Source organism: Streptomyces amritsarensis (assembly GCF_001953875.1).
Classification (GTDB): domain Bacteria; phylum Actinomycetota; class Actinomycetes; order Streptomycetales; family Streptomycetaceae; genus Streptomyces; species Streptomyces amritsarensis.
Genome location: NZ_MQUR01000007.1, coordinates 124,856 through 142,141 on the forward strand (window position 1 = coordinate 124,856; position 17,286 = coordinate 142,141).

15 protein-coding genes are annotated in these 17,286 nt (G+C 73.2%); 12 read left to right on the plus strand and 3 right to left on the minus strand.

Annotated features, from left to right (window positions below; translation table 11 throughout):
* The first annotated feature begins 25 nt into the window (after positions 1-25).
* The 3 genes from AVW11_RS05440 to nudC are packed head-to-tail and all read left to right on the plus strand — an operon-like array spanning position 26 to position 6,256.
* Entirely contained in the window at positions 26-3,829 is a 3,804-nt protein-coding gene (locus tag AVW11_RS05440) for an ATP-dependent DNA helicase (RefSeq protein ID WP_076043397.1), read from the plus strand.
* Between the two features lie 9 nt (positions 3,830-3,838).
* Positions 3,839-5,263: a dipeptidase gene (locus AVW11_RS05445; RefSeq protein WP_076043398.1), complete on the plus strand. Its 1,425-nt coding sequence runs from the start codon at positions 3,839-3,841 to the stop codon at positions 5,261-5,263.
* Between the two features lie 51 nt (positions 5,264-5,314).
* The gene (gene nudC / locus AVW11_RS05450) at positions 5,315-6,256 is read left to right on the plus strand and encodes an NAD(+) diphosphatase (protein WP_060176724.1); all 942 of its coding nucleotides are present in this window, start codon (positions 5,315-5,317) and stop codon (positions 6,254-6,256) included.
* Between the two features lie 75 nt (positions 6,257-6,331).
* On the opposite strand, the gene AVW11_RS05455 is transcribed toward nudC, so the two are convergent.
* On the minus strand, positions 6,332-6,592 hold the full coding sequence (locus AVW11_RS05455) for a mycoredoxin (RefSeq protein WP_030850057.1): 261 nt from the start codon (positions 6,590-6,592) through the stop codon (positions 6,332-6,334).
* Positions 6,593-6,763: 171 nt separating this feature from the next.
* Here AVW11_RS05455 and AVW11_RS05460 point away from each other — a divergent pair, with 171 nt between their 5' ends.
* The 5 genes from AVW11_RS05460 (at position 6,764) to AVW11_RS05480 (ending at position 10,607) form a co-directional block, all read left to right on the plus strand.
* A complete protein-coding gene (locus AVW11_RS05460) occupies positions 6,764-8,929 on the plus strand; it encodes an ATP-dependent DNA helicase UvrD2 (RefSeq protein WP_199818564.1) in 2,166 nt (721 codons plus the stop codon).
* 167 nt (positions 8,930-9,096) lie between these two features.
* On the plus strand, positions 9,097-9,420 hold the full coding sequence (locus tag AVW11_RS05465) for a hypothetical protein (RefSeq protein ID WP_107052336.1): 324 nt from the start codon (positions 9,097-9,099) through the stop codon (positions 9,418-9,420).
* 183 nt (positions 9,421-9,603) lie between these two features.
* Positions 9,604-9,975: a WhiB family transcriptional regulator gene (locus AVW11_RS05470; protein ID WP_030029453.1), complete on the plus strand. Its 372-nt coding sequence runs from the start codon at positions 9,604-9,606 to the stop codon at positions 9,973-9,975.
* Positions 9,972-10,301: a hypothetical protein gene (locus tag AVW11_RS05475; RefSeq protein ID WP_060176725.1), complete on the plus strand. Its 330-nt coding sequence runs from the start codon at positions 9,972-9,974 to the stop codon at positions 10,299-10,301. The genes AVW11_RS05470 and AVW11_RS05475 overlap by 4 nt, the downstream gene beginning before the upstream one ends.
* Before the next feature lie 99 nt (positions 10,302-10,400).
* Positions 10,401-10,607, plus strand: a complete 207-nt coding sequence (locus AVW11_RS05480) for a hypothetical protein (RefSeq protein ID WP_076043399.1) — start codon at positions 10,401-10,403, stop codon at positions 10,605-10,607.
* A 12-nt stretch (positions 10,608-10,619) separates the two neighbouring features.
* Here AVW11_RS05480 and AVW11_RS05485 read toward each other — a convergent pair whose 3' ends face one another.
* Together AVW11_RS05485 and AVW11_RS05490 are read right to left on the minus strand one after the other, a co-directional pair.
* A complete protein-coding gene (locus tag AVW11_RS05485; protein ID WP_060176726.1) occupies positions 10,620-11,948 on the minus strand; it encodes an ABC1 kinase family protein in 1,329 nt (442 codons plus the stop codon).
* Between the two features lie 75 nt (positions 11,949-12,023).
* On the minus strand, positions 12,024-13,178 hold the full coding sequence (locus AVW11_RS05490; protein WP_079070386.1) for a TOMM precursor leader peptide-binding protein: 1,155 nt from the start codon (positions 13,176-13,178) through the stop codon (positions 12,024-12,026).
* A gap of 223 nt (positions 13,179-13,401) precedes the next feature.
* Between AVW11_RS05490 and AVW11_RS05495 the strand changes: the two genes are divergently transcribed.
* The 4 genes from AVW11_RS05495 (at position 13,402) to AVW11_RS05510 (ending at position 17,241) form a co-directional block, all read left to right on the plus strand.
* Positions 13,402-13,941, plus strand: coding sequence for a M48 metallopeptidase family protein (locus tag AVW11_RS05495; RefSeq protein ID WP_051700491.1), 540 nt, complete (start codon positions 13,402-13,404; stop codon positions 13,939-13,941).
* 182 nt (positions 13,942-14,123) lie between these two features.
* On the plus strand, positions 14,124-15,767 hold the full coding sequence (locus AVW11_RS05500; RefSeq protein ID WP_060176728.1) for a TerD family protein: 1,644 nt from the start codon (positions 14,124-14,126) through the stop codon (positions 15,765-15,767).
* A gap of 20 nt (positions 15,768-15,787) precedes the next feature.
* A complete protein-coding gene (locus AVW11_RS05505) occupies positions 15,788-16,468 on the plus strand; it encodes an AIM24 family protein (RefSeq protein WP_076043408.1) in 681 nt (226 codons plus the stop codon).
* Between the two features lie 17 nt (positions 16,469-16,485).
* Positions 16,486-17,241 (plus strand): AIM24 family protein, encoded by a 756-nt coding sequence (locus tag AVW11_RS05510; protein WP_030850031.1) that lies wholly within the window; start codon positions 16,486-16,488, stop codon positions 17,239-17,241.
* Positions 17,242-17,286 lie beyond the last annotated feature (45 nt).

Consider the following 17,286-nt stretch of genomic DNA (forward strand, 5'->3'; position numbering starts at 1 on the left):
CGGTGGGGGCGGCTAGCCTTTTCAGGTGTCCGCGCGTGCTTCCGTACTGAGCGATCCCGAGCAGCTCAAAGAGCTCCTCGGGATCCCTTTCACGCCCGAACAGATGGCCTGCGTCACCGCCCCGCCCGCCCCGCAGGTCGTCGTCGCCGGCGCCGGATCCGGCAAGACCACCGTCATGGCCGCCCGCGTGGTCTGGCTCGTCGGCACCGGCGCGGTCGCGCCCGAGCAGGTCCTCGGCCTCACCTTCACCAACAAGGCCGCCGGCGAGCTGGCCGAGCGCGTACGCACCGCCCTGGCGCGGGCCGGCATCACCGACCCCGACCCCTCCCCGGCCGACGCCGCGGCGGCCGGCGGGGAGCCGCGCATCTCCACCTACCACGCCTTCGCCGGCCAGCTCCTCAAGGACCACGGCCTGCGCATCGGCCTGGAGCCCAGCTCCCGCCTCCTGGCCGACGCCACCCGCTTCCAGCTCGCCGCGAAGGTGCTGCGCGACGCCCCCGGCCCGTACCCGTCGCTCACCAAGTCCGTCCCCGACCTCGTCGGCGACCTCCTCGCCCTCGACGCGGAGCTCTCCGAGCACCTCGTCGACCCCGAGCACCTGCGCCGGTACGACACCGCGCTGCTGGACGTGCTCGCCGGCACCCGGCTCACCAACGAGGACCTGCGCAAGGTCCCCGAGGCCGTGCGCGGCCGCCTCGAACTGCTGGAGCTCGTCGGCCGCTACCGCGCCGCCAAACGCTCCCGCGACCTCTTCGACTTCAGCGACCAGATAGCCCTCTCCGCGCAGCTCGCCACCACCCGGCCCGAGGTCGGCGCACTGCTGCGCGAGGAATTCCGGGTGGTCCTGCTCGACGAGTACCAGGACACGTCCGTCGCGCAGCGGCTGCTGCTGTCCGGCCTCTTCGGCGCGGGCACCGGCCACGCCGTCACCGCAGTCGGCGACCCCTGCCAGGCGATCTACGGCTGGCGCGGGGCCTCCGTCGCCAACCTGGACGACTTCCCCGAGCACTTCCCGCACGCCGACGGCACCCCCGCCACCCGGCTCTCCCTCAGCGAGAACCGGCGCAGCGGCGGCCGCCTCCTGGACCTCGCCAACGGGCTCGCCGCCCCGCTGCGCGCCATGCACGAGGGAGTGGAGGCGCTGCGGCCCGCGCCGGGGGCGGAGCACGCCGGGCAGGTCCGCTGCGCCCTGCTGGAGACCCACGCCCAGGAGCTCGACTGGGTCGCCGACTCCGTCGCCCACCTCGTGCGCACGGGCACGGAGCCGCGCGAGATCGCCGTCCTGTGCCGGTCCGCCGGCGACTTCGCGCAGATCCAGGCCGTGCTCGTGGACCGGGACGTGCCGGTGGAGGTCGTCGGCCTGTCCGGGCTGCTGCACCTCCCCGAGGTCGCCGACCTCGTGGCCGTCTGCGAGGTCCTCCAGGACCCGGGCGCCAACGCCTCCCTCGTCCGGCTCCTCATCGGCCCGCGCTGGCGGATCGGCGCGCGCGACCTGGCCCTGCTGGGCCGCCGCGCGCGGCTCCTCGTGGGCCGGACGCCCGCCGGCGCCGACCTCGACGAACGGCTGGCCGCGGCCGTGGAGGGCGTGGACCCGGCCGAGATCGTGTCCCTGGCCGACGCCCTGGAGACCTTCCTCGACGGCGCCGGACAGGCACCGGACGACCTGCCCTTCTCCGCGGAGGCCCGGGTCCGCTTCGCGCACCTGGCGCAGGAGCTGCGCGACCTGCGCCGGTCCCTCGCCGACCCGCTGATGGACGTCCTGCACCGGGTGCTGTCCGCCACCGGCCTCGAAGTGGAACTGTCCGCCTCGCCGCACGCGCTGGCGGCCCGCCGGCGCGAGACCCTCTCGAACTTCCTGGACATCGCCGCCGGCTTCGCCGCGCTCGACGGGGAGGCCACACTCCTGGCCTTCCTGGCGTTCCTGCGCACGGCCGCCCAGTACGAGAAGGGCCTCGACCACGCGCTGCCGGGCGGGGAGAACACCGTGAAGGTCCTCACCGCCCACAAGTCCAAGGGCCTGGAGTGGGACGTGGTGGTGGTCCCCGACCTGTGCGCGGGCTCCTTCCCGAAGGAGAAGGCCCCGGAGGCCTGGACCTCCTACGCGAAGGTCCTCCCGTACGCGCTGCGCGGCGACGCCCCCACCCTGCCCGCGGACCCGGCCTGGACCTCGGCCGGCCTGAAGTCCTTCAAAGCCGCCCTCAAGCACCACAAGTCGGTGGAGGAGCTCCGCCTCGGCTACGTGACCTTCACCCGCCCGCGGTCCCTGCTGCTCGCCTCGGGCCACTGGTGGGGCCCGACCCAGAAGAGGCGCCGCGGCCCGTCGGAGTTCCTCACCGCCCTGTACGACCACTGCGCCGCCGGCTTCGGCGAGATCGAGGCCTGGGCGGACGAGCCCGAGCCGTCCGCGGAGAACCCGGCTCTCGCGGGCGAATCCGCGGCCGAGCACTCCTGGCCGCTCCCGCTCGACCCGCAGTCCCTCACCCTGCGCCGTGCGGCGGCCGCCCTGGTCGAGTCCTACCTGGCGGCCCCGCCCCCGCCCCCGTCCGCACCGGACGACGCCTACCTGTGGCCCCCGGACTGCGAGGACCCCGGCTACGACGACGAGCCCTGGCCCGCCGACCCGTGGCCGGACCCCGGCCCGGCCGACGGCCCGGACGACGACCTCCCGCACCCGGCGCAGCCGCCCGGTGCCCGTGCCGGCATGCCCACCGGAGCGATCCCGACCCCCGGCGGCCTGCCCGCCGCCGCGGACGACTCGACCGGGCCCGGTGTCCCCGTCGACGACGGGGACACCGACGACCTCTGGGGCGACCAGGCCGCCGGCGGTCCCGGAGGCGGCGCCGTCCGGGCCGCAGACCCGAGCCACCGGCCCGTACCCCAGCCGCGCGACGCGTGGGCCGACGAGGCCTGGGCCGCCGACCCGGCGGCGGGGCCGCGTCCCGGCGCGGGCAGGCCCGCCCCCGCGGCCGGCCCGCAGGGTGGTGCCCGCGAGGCGGAGCCGCAGGAGTCGTGGGCCGACGAGGCCTGGGCCGCCGACCCGGCGGCGGGGCCGCGGTCCCGTGTGGCCGACCCCGCCGGAGGCGCCCCGCTCACGCCCGAGGAGGCGCGGGCGATCGCCTCCTGGGACCGGGACCTCGACGCCCTGGAGGGCGAGCTCCGCCGTGCCCGCGCGGCCGTCCGCGACGTGGAGCTGCCCCCCGCCCTCTCCGCCAGCCAGCTGCTCCGGCTCGCCGCCGACGAGCAGGGCTTCGTACGCGACCTCGCCCGCCCCATGCCCAAGCCCCCGCAGCCCGCGGCCCGCCAGGGCACCCGCTTCCACGCCTGGGTCGAGTCCCGCTTCGACGAGATCCCGCTCCCCTTCCTCGACGTCCTCGACCCCGTCGCCGACCTGCCCGGCGCCGGCTCCGACCAGGAGATCGCCGACGAGGCCGACCTCGAGGCCCTCAAAGCCGCCTTCGAGCGGAGCCCGTACGCCGACCGGCCGCCCCACCGCATGGAGGCCCCGGTCCAGCTCACCCTCGCCGGCCGCGTCATCCGCGGCCGGATCGACGCCGTCTACAAGACCACCGACGACAACGGCGAAGACGCCTACGAGATCGTCGACTGGAAGACCGGCCGGACCACCGAGGCGGATCCGCTCCAGCTCGCCGTCTACCGTCTGGCCTGGGCAGAAGCCACGAACACCCCCCTCGACCGGGTCGCCGCGGCCTTCCTGCACGTCCGCAGCGGCCGTGTGATCCGCCCGCGCAACCTCCCCGGCAGGGCCCGCCTTGAGCGGATCCTCCAAGGCGAATCGGGCCCCGGCGGCGACCACCGGGCGGACGGCTAGGCTCGGGGCATGAGCGACCCCCAGCCGGACAGCGTCGTCCGCACGTACATCGACACCCACCGCGCCGCGTTCCTCGACGACCTGGCCGAGTGGCTGCGCATCCCCTCCGTCTCGGCCCAGCCCGAGCACGCGGACGACGTACGCCGCAGCGCCGAGTGGCTCGCGGCGAAGCTCAAGGAGACCGGCTTCCCGGTGGCCGAGGTCTGGGAGACCGACGGCGCCCCCGCCGTTCACGCGCACTGGCCGAGCGAGGACCCGGACGCCCCGACCGTCCTCGTGTACGGCCACCACGACGTGCAGCCCGCCGCCGTCGCCGACGGCTGGCACACCGACCCCTTCGAGCCGGTCATCCGAGGCGGCCGCATGTACGCGCGCGGCGCCGCCGACGACAAGGGCCAGGTGTTCTTCCACACCCTGGGCGTCCGGGCGCACCTCGCCGCCACCGGTGCCGCCGCCCCGGCCGTGCACCTCAAGCTGATCGTCGAGGGCGAGGAGGAGTCCGGCTCCGCCCACTTCCGCCAGCTCGTCGAGACCCGCGCCGCCGAACTCGCCGCCGACGTCGTGATCGTCTCCGACACCGGCATGTGGTCCGAGACCACCCCGACCGTCTGCACCGGCATGCGGGGCGTCGCCGACTGCGAGATCGACTTCCACGGCCCCGACCAGGACATCCACTCCGGCGCCTTCGGCGGCGCCGTGCCCAACCCGGCGACCGCCGCCGCCCGCCTGGTCGCCGCCCTGCACGACGCCGACGGGCGGGTCACCGTCCCCGGCTTCTACGACGGCATCGCCGAGCTCACCGACGCCGAGCGCGCCCTCATCGCCGAGCTGCCCTTCGACGAGTCCGAGTGGCTGCGTACGGCCAAGTCCCACGCGGCCGCCGGCGAGGCCGGGTACTCCACCCTGGAGCGCGTCTGGGCCCGCCCGACGGCCGAGGTCAACGGCATCGGCGGCGGCTACCAGGGCCCCGGAGGGAAGACCATCGTGCCCTCCTCCGCCCACGTGAAGCTGTCGTTCCGCCTGGTGTCCGGGCAGGACCCGTACGAGGTCGAGGCGGCCGTCAGGGAGTGGGTCGCGGCCCGGGTCCCGGACGGCATCCGCCATTCGATCACCTTCGGTGCACCGACCCGCCCGTGCCTGACGCCGCTGGACCACCCGGCCCTGCAGTCCGTCGTCCGGTCCATGGGCCGCGCCTTCGGCCAGAAGATCCGCTTCACGCGCGAGGGCGGCTCCGGACCCGCGGCCGACCTCCAGGACGTCCTCGGCGCGCCCGTGCTCTTCCTGGGCATCTCGGTGCCCTCCGACGGCTGGCACGCGCCGAACGAGAAGGTCGAGCTCGACCTGCTCCTCAAGGGCGTCGAGACGGCCGCGTACCTCTGGGGGGACCTGGCCGACGCCCTCCGCGGCCACCGCACGCCCCGCACACCCGCCTGACCGGCGCACACACCTGTCGTACCGAGCCTGCCTGTCCCACCACCGGGGGAGTTGGAAGTACCAGTGAGCACCCATACCGAGCGACCTCTCTCGCTCACCGCGCCGAGCGGGATCGACCGTGCCGCGCACCACCGCCTCGACGAGGCCTGGCTCGCCGCCGCCTGGAGCCACCCGACGACCCGCGTCTTCGTCGTCTCCGGCGGGCAGGTGCTGATCGACGACACCCCCGACGGCGGCACCGGCATCGTGATGACCCCGGCCTTCGAGGCCCCGGTGACCGAGACCCACCGCTACTTCCTGGGCACCGACGAGGACGGCGTACGGTACTTCGCGCTGCAGAAGGACGCCCTGCCCGGCCGCATGGACCAGTCGGCCCGCCCGGCCGGCCTGCGCGAGGCCGGACTCCTGCTGAACGACCGCGACGCCGCTCTGATGGTCAACGCGGTGGCCCTGGAGAACTGGCAGCGGATGCACCGCTTCTGCTCCCGCTGCGGAGAGCGCACCGTGGTCGCGGCCGCCGGGCACATCCGGCGCTGTCCGGGCTGCGGCGCCGAGCACTACCCGCGCACCGACCCGGCCGTGATCATGCTGGTCACCGACGAGCACGACCGCGCGCTGCTGGGCCGCCAGGTGCACTGGCCGGAAGGCCGCTTCTCGACCCTCGCCGGGTTCGTGGAGCCGGGCGAGTCGATCGAGCAGTCCGTCGTCCGCGAGGTGTGGGAGGAGGCCGGCGTCAGGGTCGGCCGGGTCGAGTACGTGGCCAGCCAGCCGTGGCCGTTCCCGTACAGCCTGATGCTGGGCTTCAACGCCCGCGCCACCAGCTCCGAGATCACCGTGGACGGCGAGGAGATCCAGGAGGCCCGCTGGTTCTCCCGCGACGAGCTGCGCGCGGCGTTCGAGTCGGGCGAGGTGCTGCCCCCGTCCGGTATTTCCATCGCGGCCCGGCTGGTCGAGCTCTGGTACGGCGAGCCGCTGCCGAAGGCCGCGGCGTAACCTTCGTCACCCCGGTGACGCGGATGGCCCCCGCCCGACCGGGGCAGGGGCCATCCGCGGACGCGGGAGCCGCGCTCAGACGGCGAGGGCCTGCTTGACCTGGGCCAGGCTCGGGTTCGTCATGACGGACTCGTTGCCGGCGGCGGACGTCACGAGCACGGTGGGGACCGTCTGGTTCCCGCCGTTGGCCTTCTCGACGAACGCCGCGGACTCCGGGTCGAGCTCGATGTTGATCTCGTTGTACGCGATGCCTTCCCGGTCCAGCTGGGTCTTCAGCCGACGGCAGTAGCCGCACCAGGTCGTGCTGTACATCGTGACGGTGCCCGTGTCCTGCATGCTGCGCTCTCCTTCGTGAAGGCTCGGTGGTCCGCATGCTCGAACGTACGCGACCGCGCGGCCATTCCCGTACGGGCACATCCCCACCGCCGGTGTGACCGATACGACGAATCCGTACCGCCTGTGGACACCATTTCCCGCCCGGCTCACGCGACCTGGCAGCATGGCGGAGTGACAGCAGCAACGCACTCCTCCCCCTTCCCCGCCGACGCGGACTCGGCCGACGCGGTGCTCCTGGGCCTCGACCCGGAGCAGCGCGAGGTCGCGACGACCCTGCGCGGACCGGTGTGCGTGCTGGCCGGCGCCGGTACGGGCAAGACCCGGGCGATCACCCACCGCATCGCCTACGGCGTCCGGTCCGGGCAGCTCATGCCGGCCAGCGTGCTCGCCGTCACCTTCACCAACCGGGCCGCCGGAGAGATGCGCGGCCGGCTGCGCACGCTCGGCGCGGGCGGGGTCCAGGCCCGGACCTTCCACTCCGCCGCCCTGCGCCAGCTCCAGTACTTCTGGCCGAAAGCCATCGGCGGGGACGTGCCCCGACTGCTGGAGCGCAAGATCCAGTTGGTCGCCGAGGCCGGCGCCCGCTGCCGGATCCGCCTCGACCGCGGCGAGCTGCGCGACGTGACCGGCGAGATCGAGTGGGCGAAGGTCACCCAGACGGTGCCCGCCGACTACCCGGCGGCCGCCCTCAAGGCCGGCCGCGAGGCACCCCGGGACATGGCCGAGATCGCCCAGATCTACGGGACGTACGAACAGCTCAAGCGCGACCGCGCAATGATCGACTTCGAGGATGTGCTGCTCCTCACGGTCGGCATCCTGCAGGACCGCCACGACATCGCCGAGCAGATCCGCGGCCAGTACCAGCACTTCGTCGTCGACGAGTACCAGGACGTCAGCCCGCTCCAGCAGCGGCTGCTCGACCTGTGGCTCGGCGACCGCGACAGCCTCTGCGTCGTCGGCGACGCCAGCCAGACCATCTACTCCTTCACCGGCGCCACCCCCGACCACCTGCTGAACTTCCGCACGCGCTACCCGCAGGCCACCGTGGTCAAGCTGGTCCGCGACTACCGCTCCACCCCGCAGGTGGTCCACCTCGCCAACGGGCTCCTGAAGCAGGCCGGCGGGCGGGCCGCCGAGCACCGCCTCGAACTCGTCTCCCAGCGCGAGAGCGGCCCCGACCCGGTCTACGCCGAGTACGCCGACGAGCCCGCCGAGGCCGAGGGCGTCGCCCGCCGGATCCGCGACCTGATCGCCGCGGGCGTGCCGGCGGGGGAGATCGCCGTGCTCTTCCGCATCAACGCCCAGTCCGAGGTCTACGAGCAGGCCCTCGCCGACGCCGGGGTGCCCTACCAGCTGCGCGGGGCCGAGCGGTTCTTCGAGCGCCAGGAGGTCCAGAAGGCCGTCCTCGCGCTGCGCGGAGCGGCCCGTTCCGGCGGGAACGACCCGCTGCTCGAGGACCTCGTCGACCTGCCCTCCCAGGTCAGGGCGGTGCTCAGCTCCACCGGCTGGACCACCGAGCCGCCCGCCGGATCCGGCGCCGTGCGCGACCAGTGGGAATCGGTCGCCGCGCTGCTCCGGCTCGCCGAGGACTTCGCCCGCACCCGGCCCGGCGCCACCCTGGCCCACCTCACGGTCGAGCTGGACGAGCGCAGGGCCGCCCAGCACGCCCCGACCGTCCAGGGCGTCACCCTGGCCTCGCTGCACGCGGCGAAGGGCCTGGAGTGGGACGCCGTGTTCCTCGTCGGCCTCACCGACGGCATGCTCCCGATCACCTACGCCAAGACCGACGAGCAGGTCGAGGAGGAGCGGCGGCTGCTCTACGTCGGCGTGACCCGGGCCCGCCTGCACCTGACCCTCTCCTGGGCGCTCTCCCGCACGCCGGGGGGCAGGGCCTCCCGGCGTCCCAGCCGCTTCCTGAACGGCCTGCGGCCGGGCTCCGCGGCCGCGGCGGGCCGAGCGGGCTCCGCGGGCGAGGCAGGGGCCCCCAGGCGCGGCCGCCGCGGTCCGGCGCGGTGCCGGGTCTGCGGCAGGACGCTCACGGAGGCGGGCGAGCTGAAGCTCATGCGCTGCGAGGACTGCCCGTCCGACATGGACGAGGGCCTCTACGAGCGGCTGCGGGACTGGCGCGCCGCCCGGTCGAAGGAGCAGGGCCTGCCCGCCTACTGCGTCTTCACGGACAAGACGCTGATGGCCATCGCGGAGGCCGCGCCCTCCGAGGCCGGGGAGCTTGCGATGATCTCCGGGGTGGGTGGCCGCAAGCTTGACCGGTACGGAGCCGATGTCCTGGCCATCTGCACAGGTCAGGAGCCTGGGGGCAAGGATCCTGACGACGCGTAGAAACTCGTCGGAAAAATAGTTTGCACATGCCCAGCGAAGACCCATAGGTTCTTAGCAACGGAAACGGTGGCTTCTCCGAAGCCCTGGATCCGTGCTGTACTTATCCGAATACGCATGGGACAGGCCCTCGGGCCGGGTCCCCGAGACGCCGAGAGGAGGCGAGACCAGTGACCAGCTTCATGACCTTCACCAAAATGACCGATCGCTCGGTCGATGCCTCCTGCCTGCTCGGTTCCGTCTCCGCTCTGGGTACCGGTGCGTCCGCGATTTCCGCCGGCCGCCCCGCCCTCCTCGCGACCCTTGCGGTCAGCGAGCGCAATGAGCGACCGACCCAGGCACCGGTGGCAGTACTGGCAGCAGAAGCACAGGCGCACGGCGCCTATGGATTTGCCGCCGCGGCCGGTGCCGGATCCCTGACGAAGAAGACGAAGCAGCAGCACCACCTGATGTGGGCCTTCCGTGGGCTCGAACCCTGGAGTGATCCAGCCTGATCGCATGATCAGGCCGGCGCCTTCAGGGCCGCGGAACCCCACCCGGGATCCGCGGCCCTTCTGTTTGTCCCCGACCGGGAGACACGACAGAGAAGGGGCCTCGGGACTGGCAGAACCAGGTACCAGCCGCACCCGGCCGACCGGCCGGAACGACTAGCCGAACAAGACGAGGAAGAAAACACCGTGCAACTCGAAGCGCACGCCCCGTCCGTACCGCAGACCCAGACGATCTCCCCGCCCGCAGTCCCGGAGGACCACACCTTGACCCCGCTCACCGCGCTGACCGCGCTCGACGACGCCATCGAGAACCTCGGCGTCCCGGTTCCCTGCCGCACCTTCGACCCCGAGGTCTTCTTCGCCGAGTCCCCGGCCGACGTCGAGTACGCCAAGTCCCTGTGCCGCACCTGCCCGCTGGTCGAGGCCTGCCTCGCCGGAGCGGTCGAGCGCCGCGAGCCCTGGGGTGTCTGGGGTGGCGAGCTCTTCGTCCAGGGTGTCGTCGTAGCCCGGAAGCGCCCCCGTGGCCGTCCGCGCAAGAACCCGGTTGTCTCGGCATGACCGCCACCGGAACCATCGACCGCCCCCTGACGCACGACCCCCTGAAGCAGGCCCTCATGACCGCCCACACCACGAGCGAGCAGCCCCACGGCGCCGCCCACGCAGACTTCATCACCGCCGGCGCGATCACCTCGCGTCAGAACAGGACCCGCGAAATGCAACTCATCCCAGAAGCCCTGGCTCGCGCCCATATGGACGACCGCATGCGCGAGGCGGACGCAGAGCGTCACGCCCTCCGCCTGGTCGCCGCGCGCCGCATGCAGCGGCGGGCCGAGCGCGTCTCCATGCGCGCCCGGCGCGCACTGGCCATGGCCGTCATGCACTAAGAGCTGAAGAGCAGCAGCCCGGGGGGACCGGTCCGAAGGGACCGGTCCCCCCGGTGCGTTGCGCGGCCCCGGCCACCCCGGCGGAGGTATCGTCCGGAGGTGGACCAGCCGACTCCCCAGCCCGACCCGCCGGGATCCCAGGCCCAGCCCGTCGTCTGCGCGCGCTGCGGCAAGGAGTCCCCCGGCGGGGCCCCGCCCACCTGGACCTGTTCGGTGGAGAACGGGACCAGAGAGTACTTCTGCGTCGAATGCGCCCGAGCCAACCTCAGAGCGATCGAGGGCAGGCTCGACTCCTCCTGGTGGTGACGGCCCGAGCCGTCACTCGGCGGACGCGAACCCGGGCAGCCACGTGTCCAGTTCGTCGCGCAGCCGTACCGTCGCGCCCAGCTGGCACAGCACGCCGATGGTGCTGAGCGTCACCCGGTGGATCAGCAGGTACGAGGGCGGCAGGTTGATCTGCCGGCCCAACTGGTGCGCGGGGGAGCGGGGATCGGCGATCCGCGCCGCCTGTCCGCGCAGCCACGGCCGGGTGAAGGTGAACTCCTCGGCCTCGGCGGGTTCGATGATCGGCTTCAGGTAGTCCAGTACGGCGTCCGGGTCCAGCTCGACGGACTCCCTCACGAACCCCTCGGCGCACAGGTGTCCGTAGACCCCCTCGGCGTCGCCGTCCAACGTCATCCGCAGGGACCTGCCGATGGGCTTGGGCCAGCCCCCGGGCAGCCGGTCGACCGTGCCGAAGTCCAGTACGCCCAACCGCATCCGGCCGTCCGGCCCCGGTATCAGCCGGAAGTTGCCCGGGTGCGGATCGGCGTGCAGCAGACCCGTGCGCGCGGGCCCGGAGAAGAGGAACCGGGCCAGCAACTGCCCGGCACGGTCGCGCTCCTCCTCGCTGCCGTCCGCGATCACCTCCGACAGCGGGGTCCCGTCCATCCACTCGGTCACGAGCACCTGGTCGCCCTGGTGCACCACGTCGGGGACGACCACGTCCGGGTCGTCCGCGAAGGCGTCCGCGTGCGTCCGCTGGGCCTCGGCCTCCAACTCGTAGTCGAGCTCCTCCGAGACCCGGTCGCGCAACTCCTTGATCAGAGGCTTGATCTCCATGCCGGGAACGAGCGGGCCCAGCAGCCCGGCGAACCGCCCCAGCTGCTTCAGGTCCGACAGCAGCGCCTCACCGGCCCCCGGGTACTGGACCTTGACCGCCACCTGCCGGCCGTCGTGCCACACCGCCCGGTGCACCTGCCCGATCGAGGCCGCCGCGGCCGGCTTGTCCTCGAACTCCTCGAACAGGTCCCGCCAACGCGCGCCCAGACGATCCGCCAGCACCTGGTGCACCGTCGCCGCGGGCAGCGGCGGGGCCGCCTCCTGGAGCTTGGTCAGCGCCGCCCGGTAGGGTCCCGCGACCTCCTCCGGCAGCGCCGACTCGAAGACCGACAGGGCCTGCCCGAACTTCATGGCACCGCCCTTCAGTTCCCCCAGAGTGCGGAACAACTGCTCGGCGGTGCGCTGCTGGAGCTCCCGCGCCACGATCTCGGCGGACTTGCCGCCGATCCGCTTGCCCAGGCCCCAGGTGACCCGACCCGCGATGCCGATCGGCAGCGCGGCCAGCTTGACGGTACGGGTGACCGCCTTCCGGGGAAGATCAGACATGCCGCCCCCTCCATTTCCCAGACAGCTGCGCCGCAAGCGGCGGTTCGGCAGAAACCTCGGTCCCGAAGCATCCTGTCACGGCCCTCCCGGCGGGTCCGCTCCCGATCCTCTCCCCGGCACCCGTCCCGCCGGCTCGAGCCGCTGCGCGGGCTGAGAGGCCGCCCCGCAAGGACAGTCGGGGTGGGGTCGGACCGGAGCCGACTCCCAGTGGAGGGTGGGCAGGGCCGCCTCCCAGCGGGAGCCCGTGGAGGCGGGCAGCTGCCCGTCCAGGAAGGCGAGCGCATGGGCCGCGGCCAGCCCGGCCACCGCCGTGGACAGGCCCAGGTCGCAGGAGGCGTTCCCGCGGCGGCGGTGGGACGAGCGCCACTGCACCAGCATCCTCGGCCAGGCCGCGTCCCGGTCCACACGGTCGCGTTCCATGCACCCGGCGCATGCCGTCGTGCCCGGCAGCACCAGCGGCCCCACCACACCCGTGCCCTCCACCACCCCGGCGTAGAGGTGAGGAATCCCCGAGGCGACCCAGTCGGCCGCGGTGTCCGGATCCGGTGCCCAGGCGTGCAGCCCGTCCCTCGGCGCGACCACCACCAGGGCCAGCCCGGGCTCCGGCCCCTCCTCCTCCCCGGCCCGCGGACCCGGACCCGGAGCCGCGGAGCGAACCACTGCCGCCGCGGCCTCGGCCCGCATCCGGCCCACGCTCGCCGGACCCAGGCCGCCCGGAGCCACATCGGCCGGCTCCACCCGGCCTCCGTCGAGCACTTCGACCCGCCCCACGCCCGCCCCCGCCAGAACCGCCGCGATCACGGCGCCCACCCGGCCGCTCCCGCGCACCCGGACCCGTATCGCCCGGCGGGCCGCGATCCCCCGCAGGTCCCCGCCCGGCTCGCGGTGGACCAGCGACAGCGAACCCAGGTCCGGACCCAGCCGCTCCAGGGTCTCCGGATGCCTGCGCAGCGCCTGCGCCCGAGGGCCGCCCGCCGTGGCGTCATCGAGCAGACCGGCCCCCGCCAGCCGTCTGACGAGGGCGTCGGCCAGCCCGTCCGGCAGCCCCATCCGCGCGGCCTCGGCCCGCAGCAGCTCCATGCCCCGCGTCCCGTCGATCCGGTCGACGAGCGCGCCCGTCGCCGTGTCCACGGGGCCGAGCACCACCGCATGCGCCGGAGTCACCCCGAACTGCACCGTCTGCAGATCCCGCCAGGCCCTTGCCAGCGCCGGCTTCACCCTCGGAAACACGTCCGCCCCCCTCGATATCCGTGCGGACCCGCGCCGCCCCATTTCCCGCTCTCCGGCAACAGTGCCCCTCCCGCGGAATCCGTGCAGGAATTTGTCCACAGGCAAGAGGTATTAGGCATATGAGATGAAGAGGAAATGCCGCTTGGGACACCGGCGTCGAACCGCCGCGTTCGAACCCCGGACGCGTGGGACTTCCGCCGCCGACACCGGGTAACGTCGTGGCGTGTCCGCCGACCCACCGCAGCGCGCCGTCGAAGTCCGCCGGAGCGCGCGCCGCCGCAGGACCGTATCCGCCTATCGCGAGGGTGACCGTACGGTCGTCCTCATCCCTGCCCGGATGTCCGAGGCGGAGGAGAAGCGCTGGGTGGGCGTCATGCTCGACAAGCTGGCCGCCCAGGAGAGCAAACGCACCCTCGGGGACGCGGAACTCACCGAACGCGCCGAGCGTTTGTCCGAGCAGTACTTCGACGGCCGCGCCCGCCCCCGCTCGGTCCGCTGGGTCACCAACCAGAACACCCGCTGGGGCTCCTGCACCCCGGCCGAAGGCAGCATCCGGCTCTCGCACCGCCTCCAGGGCATGCCGGAGTACGTCGTCGACTACGTGCTCCTGCACGAGCTGGCCCACCTCCTCGTGCCCGGCCACGGACCCCGTTTCTGGGAGCTGCTGGAGGCCTACCCGCGCACCGAGCGGGCCCGGGGCTACCTCGAGGGCGTGGTCGCGGCCGAGCGGCTGCCGAAGGTGCCCGCCGCCCGCGAGGAGTGAGCCCGCCGGGTGGAGCGCACCCGGCGGGCCGGCCTCCGGACCGCCCGGACCTGCCCCGCCGGCACCCCCTGTATCACAGAGCGTGATGTGTACCGGGTTGGTACCGGCTTGGCCGGATGTCGGCAGATGCCGTTAGCCTGTGCGGCACGAATGCTCAGTCGGGATGGGGGACGTCGTTACGCATGGCAAGGGAATTCCAACGCGGCCACAAGGCCAAGGTCAGTGATCTCACGGCGGGCACCGATCTGTACGTAGGCGTCCAGATCGCCGGGCCCGGACTCACCTTCGACATCAGCTGTTTCGGCCTGGACGCCAATGAACAGCTCTCGGACGACCGCTACTTCGTCTTCTTCAACCAGCCGAAGTCGCCGGAAGAGTCCATTCAGCTGCTCGGCGCGCAGTCCGGCGACACGGAATCCTTCCGGGTGACCCTGGACCGCGTACCGCCGTCCATCCACAAGCTGTCCTTCACCGCCACCATCGACGGCGCCGGCCAGATGTCGCAGATCGGCCCCGGCTACATCCGGATCGTGGCCGGCGGCGAAGAGGTCGTCCGGTACTCCTTCACCGGCTCGGAGTTCAGCACCGAGCGGGCCGTGATGCTCGGCGACTTCTACCTGAAGGACGTGTGGCGCTTCGCCGCCGTCGGCCAGGGCTTCGACGGCGGGCTCGACGCCCTCCTGAAGAACTTCGGCGGCGAGGTCGCCGAGGAGCAGCCGCAGCAGCAGGCTCCGGCGGCCGGAGCCCCCGGCTTCGCCCCGCCGCCGCAGGCGGCCGCCCCCGCACCGGCCCCGTCCTTCGGCGCACCGGCCCCCGCGCCGGCCGCGACCCCGCAGGCCCCCGCTCCGGCTCCGGCTCCCGCCCCGTCCTTCGGCGCGCCCGCCCCGGCGGCCGCCCCCCAGCCGCAGTACCAGCAGCCCGCGGCGCCCGCCCCGGTGCACGCCGCGCCCACCATGGCCGCGCCCATGGCCCCGCCGGCTCCCGCCCCGTACGGCCAGCCCCCGCAGCAGCCCTCGTACGGCCAGGCCCCCGGCCAGTACCCGGGCCAGGTGCCGCCGCCCGCCCCCGCCCCCGGCGGCTACGGGCAGCAGCCGGGCTACGGCCAGGTCCCGGGCCAGGTCCCCGGGCAGCTGCCCGGCCACGCCCCGCAGGCCGCCGCCCCCGCGGCCGGCCTCGCCGCCGCGCTCCAGCCGTACAAGGAGGCCCCGACCGGCGCCCGCTGGACCCCGCAGAACCAGCAGCTCATGCGCGTCGACCTCGCGATGGGCGGCCAGGCCGTCCTCGCCCGCCAGGGCAGCATGGTCCTGTACCAGGGCAAGGTCGACTTCAGCTACAAGGGCGCCGGCTTCGCCGGCCGCATCGTCGGCAACGCCACCGGCCAGGAGATGCAGCTCATGCGCTGCACCGGCCGCGGCCAGGTCTTCCTCGCCGAGAACGGCGCGCACCTGCACGCCATCGAGCTCCAGGGCGACGCCATCTGCGTCTCCGCGGAGAACGTCCTCGCCTTCGACGAGTCCCTCCAGCACGAGGTCCGCCGGATCGAGGGCCACGGCATCCCCGGCGGCGCCCTGTTCACCATGCAGTTCCAGGGCACCGGCACGGTGATCGTCAAGACCCACGGCGTCCCGGTCGTACTGCCCGTCACCCCGACCACCTTCGCGGACAGCAACGCCATCGTGGCGTGGTCGGCCGCCTCCCAGGTGATCCTCTCCAGCCAGGTCCGGCTGCGGCGCAACGCCTACCCCGGCCACAGCGGGGAGACCGTGAACCTCCAGTTCCGCGGCGCTCCCGGCAACTTCATCGTCGTCCAGCCGTACGAGGTCTGAGGGAGCCCGACATGAACGCAATCAACCAGCAGCTCGCGGGCTTCGCCCCGACCCCGGTCACGGCCCGCATGGAGAACCACGGCCGGTCCATGCTCAAGGTCGCCATGCAGAGCGGCCAGGACCTCTTCGCCCGCACCGGCTCGATGGTCGCCTACGAAGGCTTCGTGCAGTACGAGCCGAACCCGCCGGCCGTCCGCCAGATGGCCTCGCAGTGGGCCACCGGCGAGGGCGCACCCCTGATGAAGTGCGCCGGCGACGGCCTGCTGTACCTCGCCGACTACGGCGCCGACGTCGTCGTCATCAACCTCAACAACGACTCGCTGTCGGTCAACGGCACCAACCTGCTCGCCTTCGACGCGCACCTCCAGTGGGGCGTCGAGCGGGTCAAGGGCCTGGCGAAGTTCGCCGGCCAGGGCCTGTTCAACGTCGAGGTCGCGGGCACCGGCTGGGTCGCCCTGACCTCCCGCGGCACCCCGATCGTGGTCGACTGCGGCCGCGGCGAGGACGAGACGTACGTCGACCCCGACGCGCTCGTCGCCTGGTCGCCGAACCTGAAGGTCAAGGGCAAGCGCAGCTTCAAGGCCTCGTCCATGCTCGGCCGGGGCAGCGGAGAGGCCTACCAGATGGCCTTCTCCGGCCAGGGCATCGTCGTCGTACAGCCCAGCGAGGACAGCACCGACCGGCTCCGGGCCCGGGGCTGAGGGGGAGCGGACACATCATGCAGAGCGCACTTTTCGCCCACACCGAGGCACAGTCCCAGGACCGGTACACCGTCCAGAACCCGCAACTGCTGCGGGTCTCGCTGACGGGCTCCGACGACGTACTCGCCCGCAAGGGCGCGATGGTCGCCTACCAGGGGCTCATCGACTTCGACGGCGAGTACCAGAGCAGCAGCCAGCGCAGCGCCCGCCGCCGCACCGGCGAGGGCCTGGACCTCATGCGCTGCTCCGGGCAGGGCACGGTCTACCTCGCCAACCTGGCCCAGTACGTCCACCTCGTGGACGTCGACCAGGAGGGCCTCACGGTCGACAGCAGCTACGTCCTGGCCCTGGACTCCACCCTGCACACCGAGGTCATCGCGGTGGACAGCCAGTACGGGATCTCCGGATCCGGCAAGTACCAGCTCAACATCTCCGGCCGCGGCAAGGTCGCCCTGATGACCTCCGGGCAGCCGCTGATGATGCACGTCACACCCGACAAGTACGTCAACGTCGACGCGGACGCCATCGTCGCCTGGTCCACCTCGCTGCGGGTGCAGATGCAGGCCCAGACGCACTCCAGCGGTGTCTGGCGGCGCCGCGGCAACACCGGCGAGGGCTGGGAGCTCAGCTTCCTCGGCACCGGGATCGCGCTGGTGCAGCCCAGCGAGGCCCTGCCCCCGCAGAACGCCCAGATCGGACAGGGTGTCGCCGCGCAGTTCGGCGTGGGCCAGCACGGCGCCCACGCCCAGAACCAGAACAACGCCTGGAACTGATCCGGGACGGCGAAAGGGGCGGCCCCGTACGGGACCGCCCCTTTC

Bases quoted from the DNA above. Each gene is read 5' to 3' on its own strand.
- AVW11_RS05445 (WP_076043398.1), top strand. From the start codon at position 3,839: ATGAGCGACCCCCAGCCGGACAGCGTCGTCCGCACGTACATCGACACC.
- AVW11_RS05455 (WP_030850057.1), bottom strand. From the start codon at position 6,592: ATGCAGGACACGGGCACCGTCACGATGTACAGCACGACCTGGTGCGGC.
- AVW11_RS05475 (WP_060176725.1), top strand. From the start codon at position 9,972: ATGACCGCCACCGGAACCATCGACCGCCCCCTGACGCACGACCCCCTG.
- AVW11_RS05485 (WP_060176726.1), bottom strand. From the start codon at position 11,948: ATGTCTGATCTTCCCCGGAAGGCGGTCACCCGTACCGTCAAGCTGGCC.
- AVW11_RS05500 (WP_060176728.1), top strand. From the start codon at position 14,124: ATGGCAAGGGAATTCCAACGCGGCCACAAGGCCAAGGTCAGTGATCTC.
- AVW11_RS05510 (WP_030850031.1), top strand. From the start codon at position 16,486: ATGCAGAGCGCACTTTTCGCCCACACCGAGGCACAGTCCCAGGACCGG.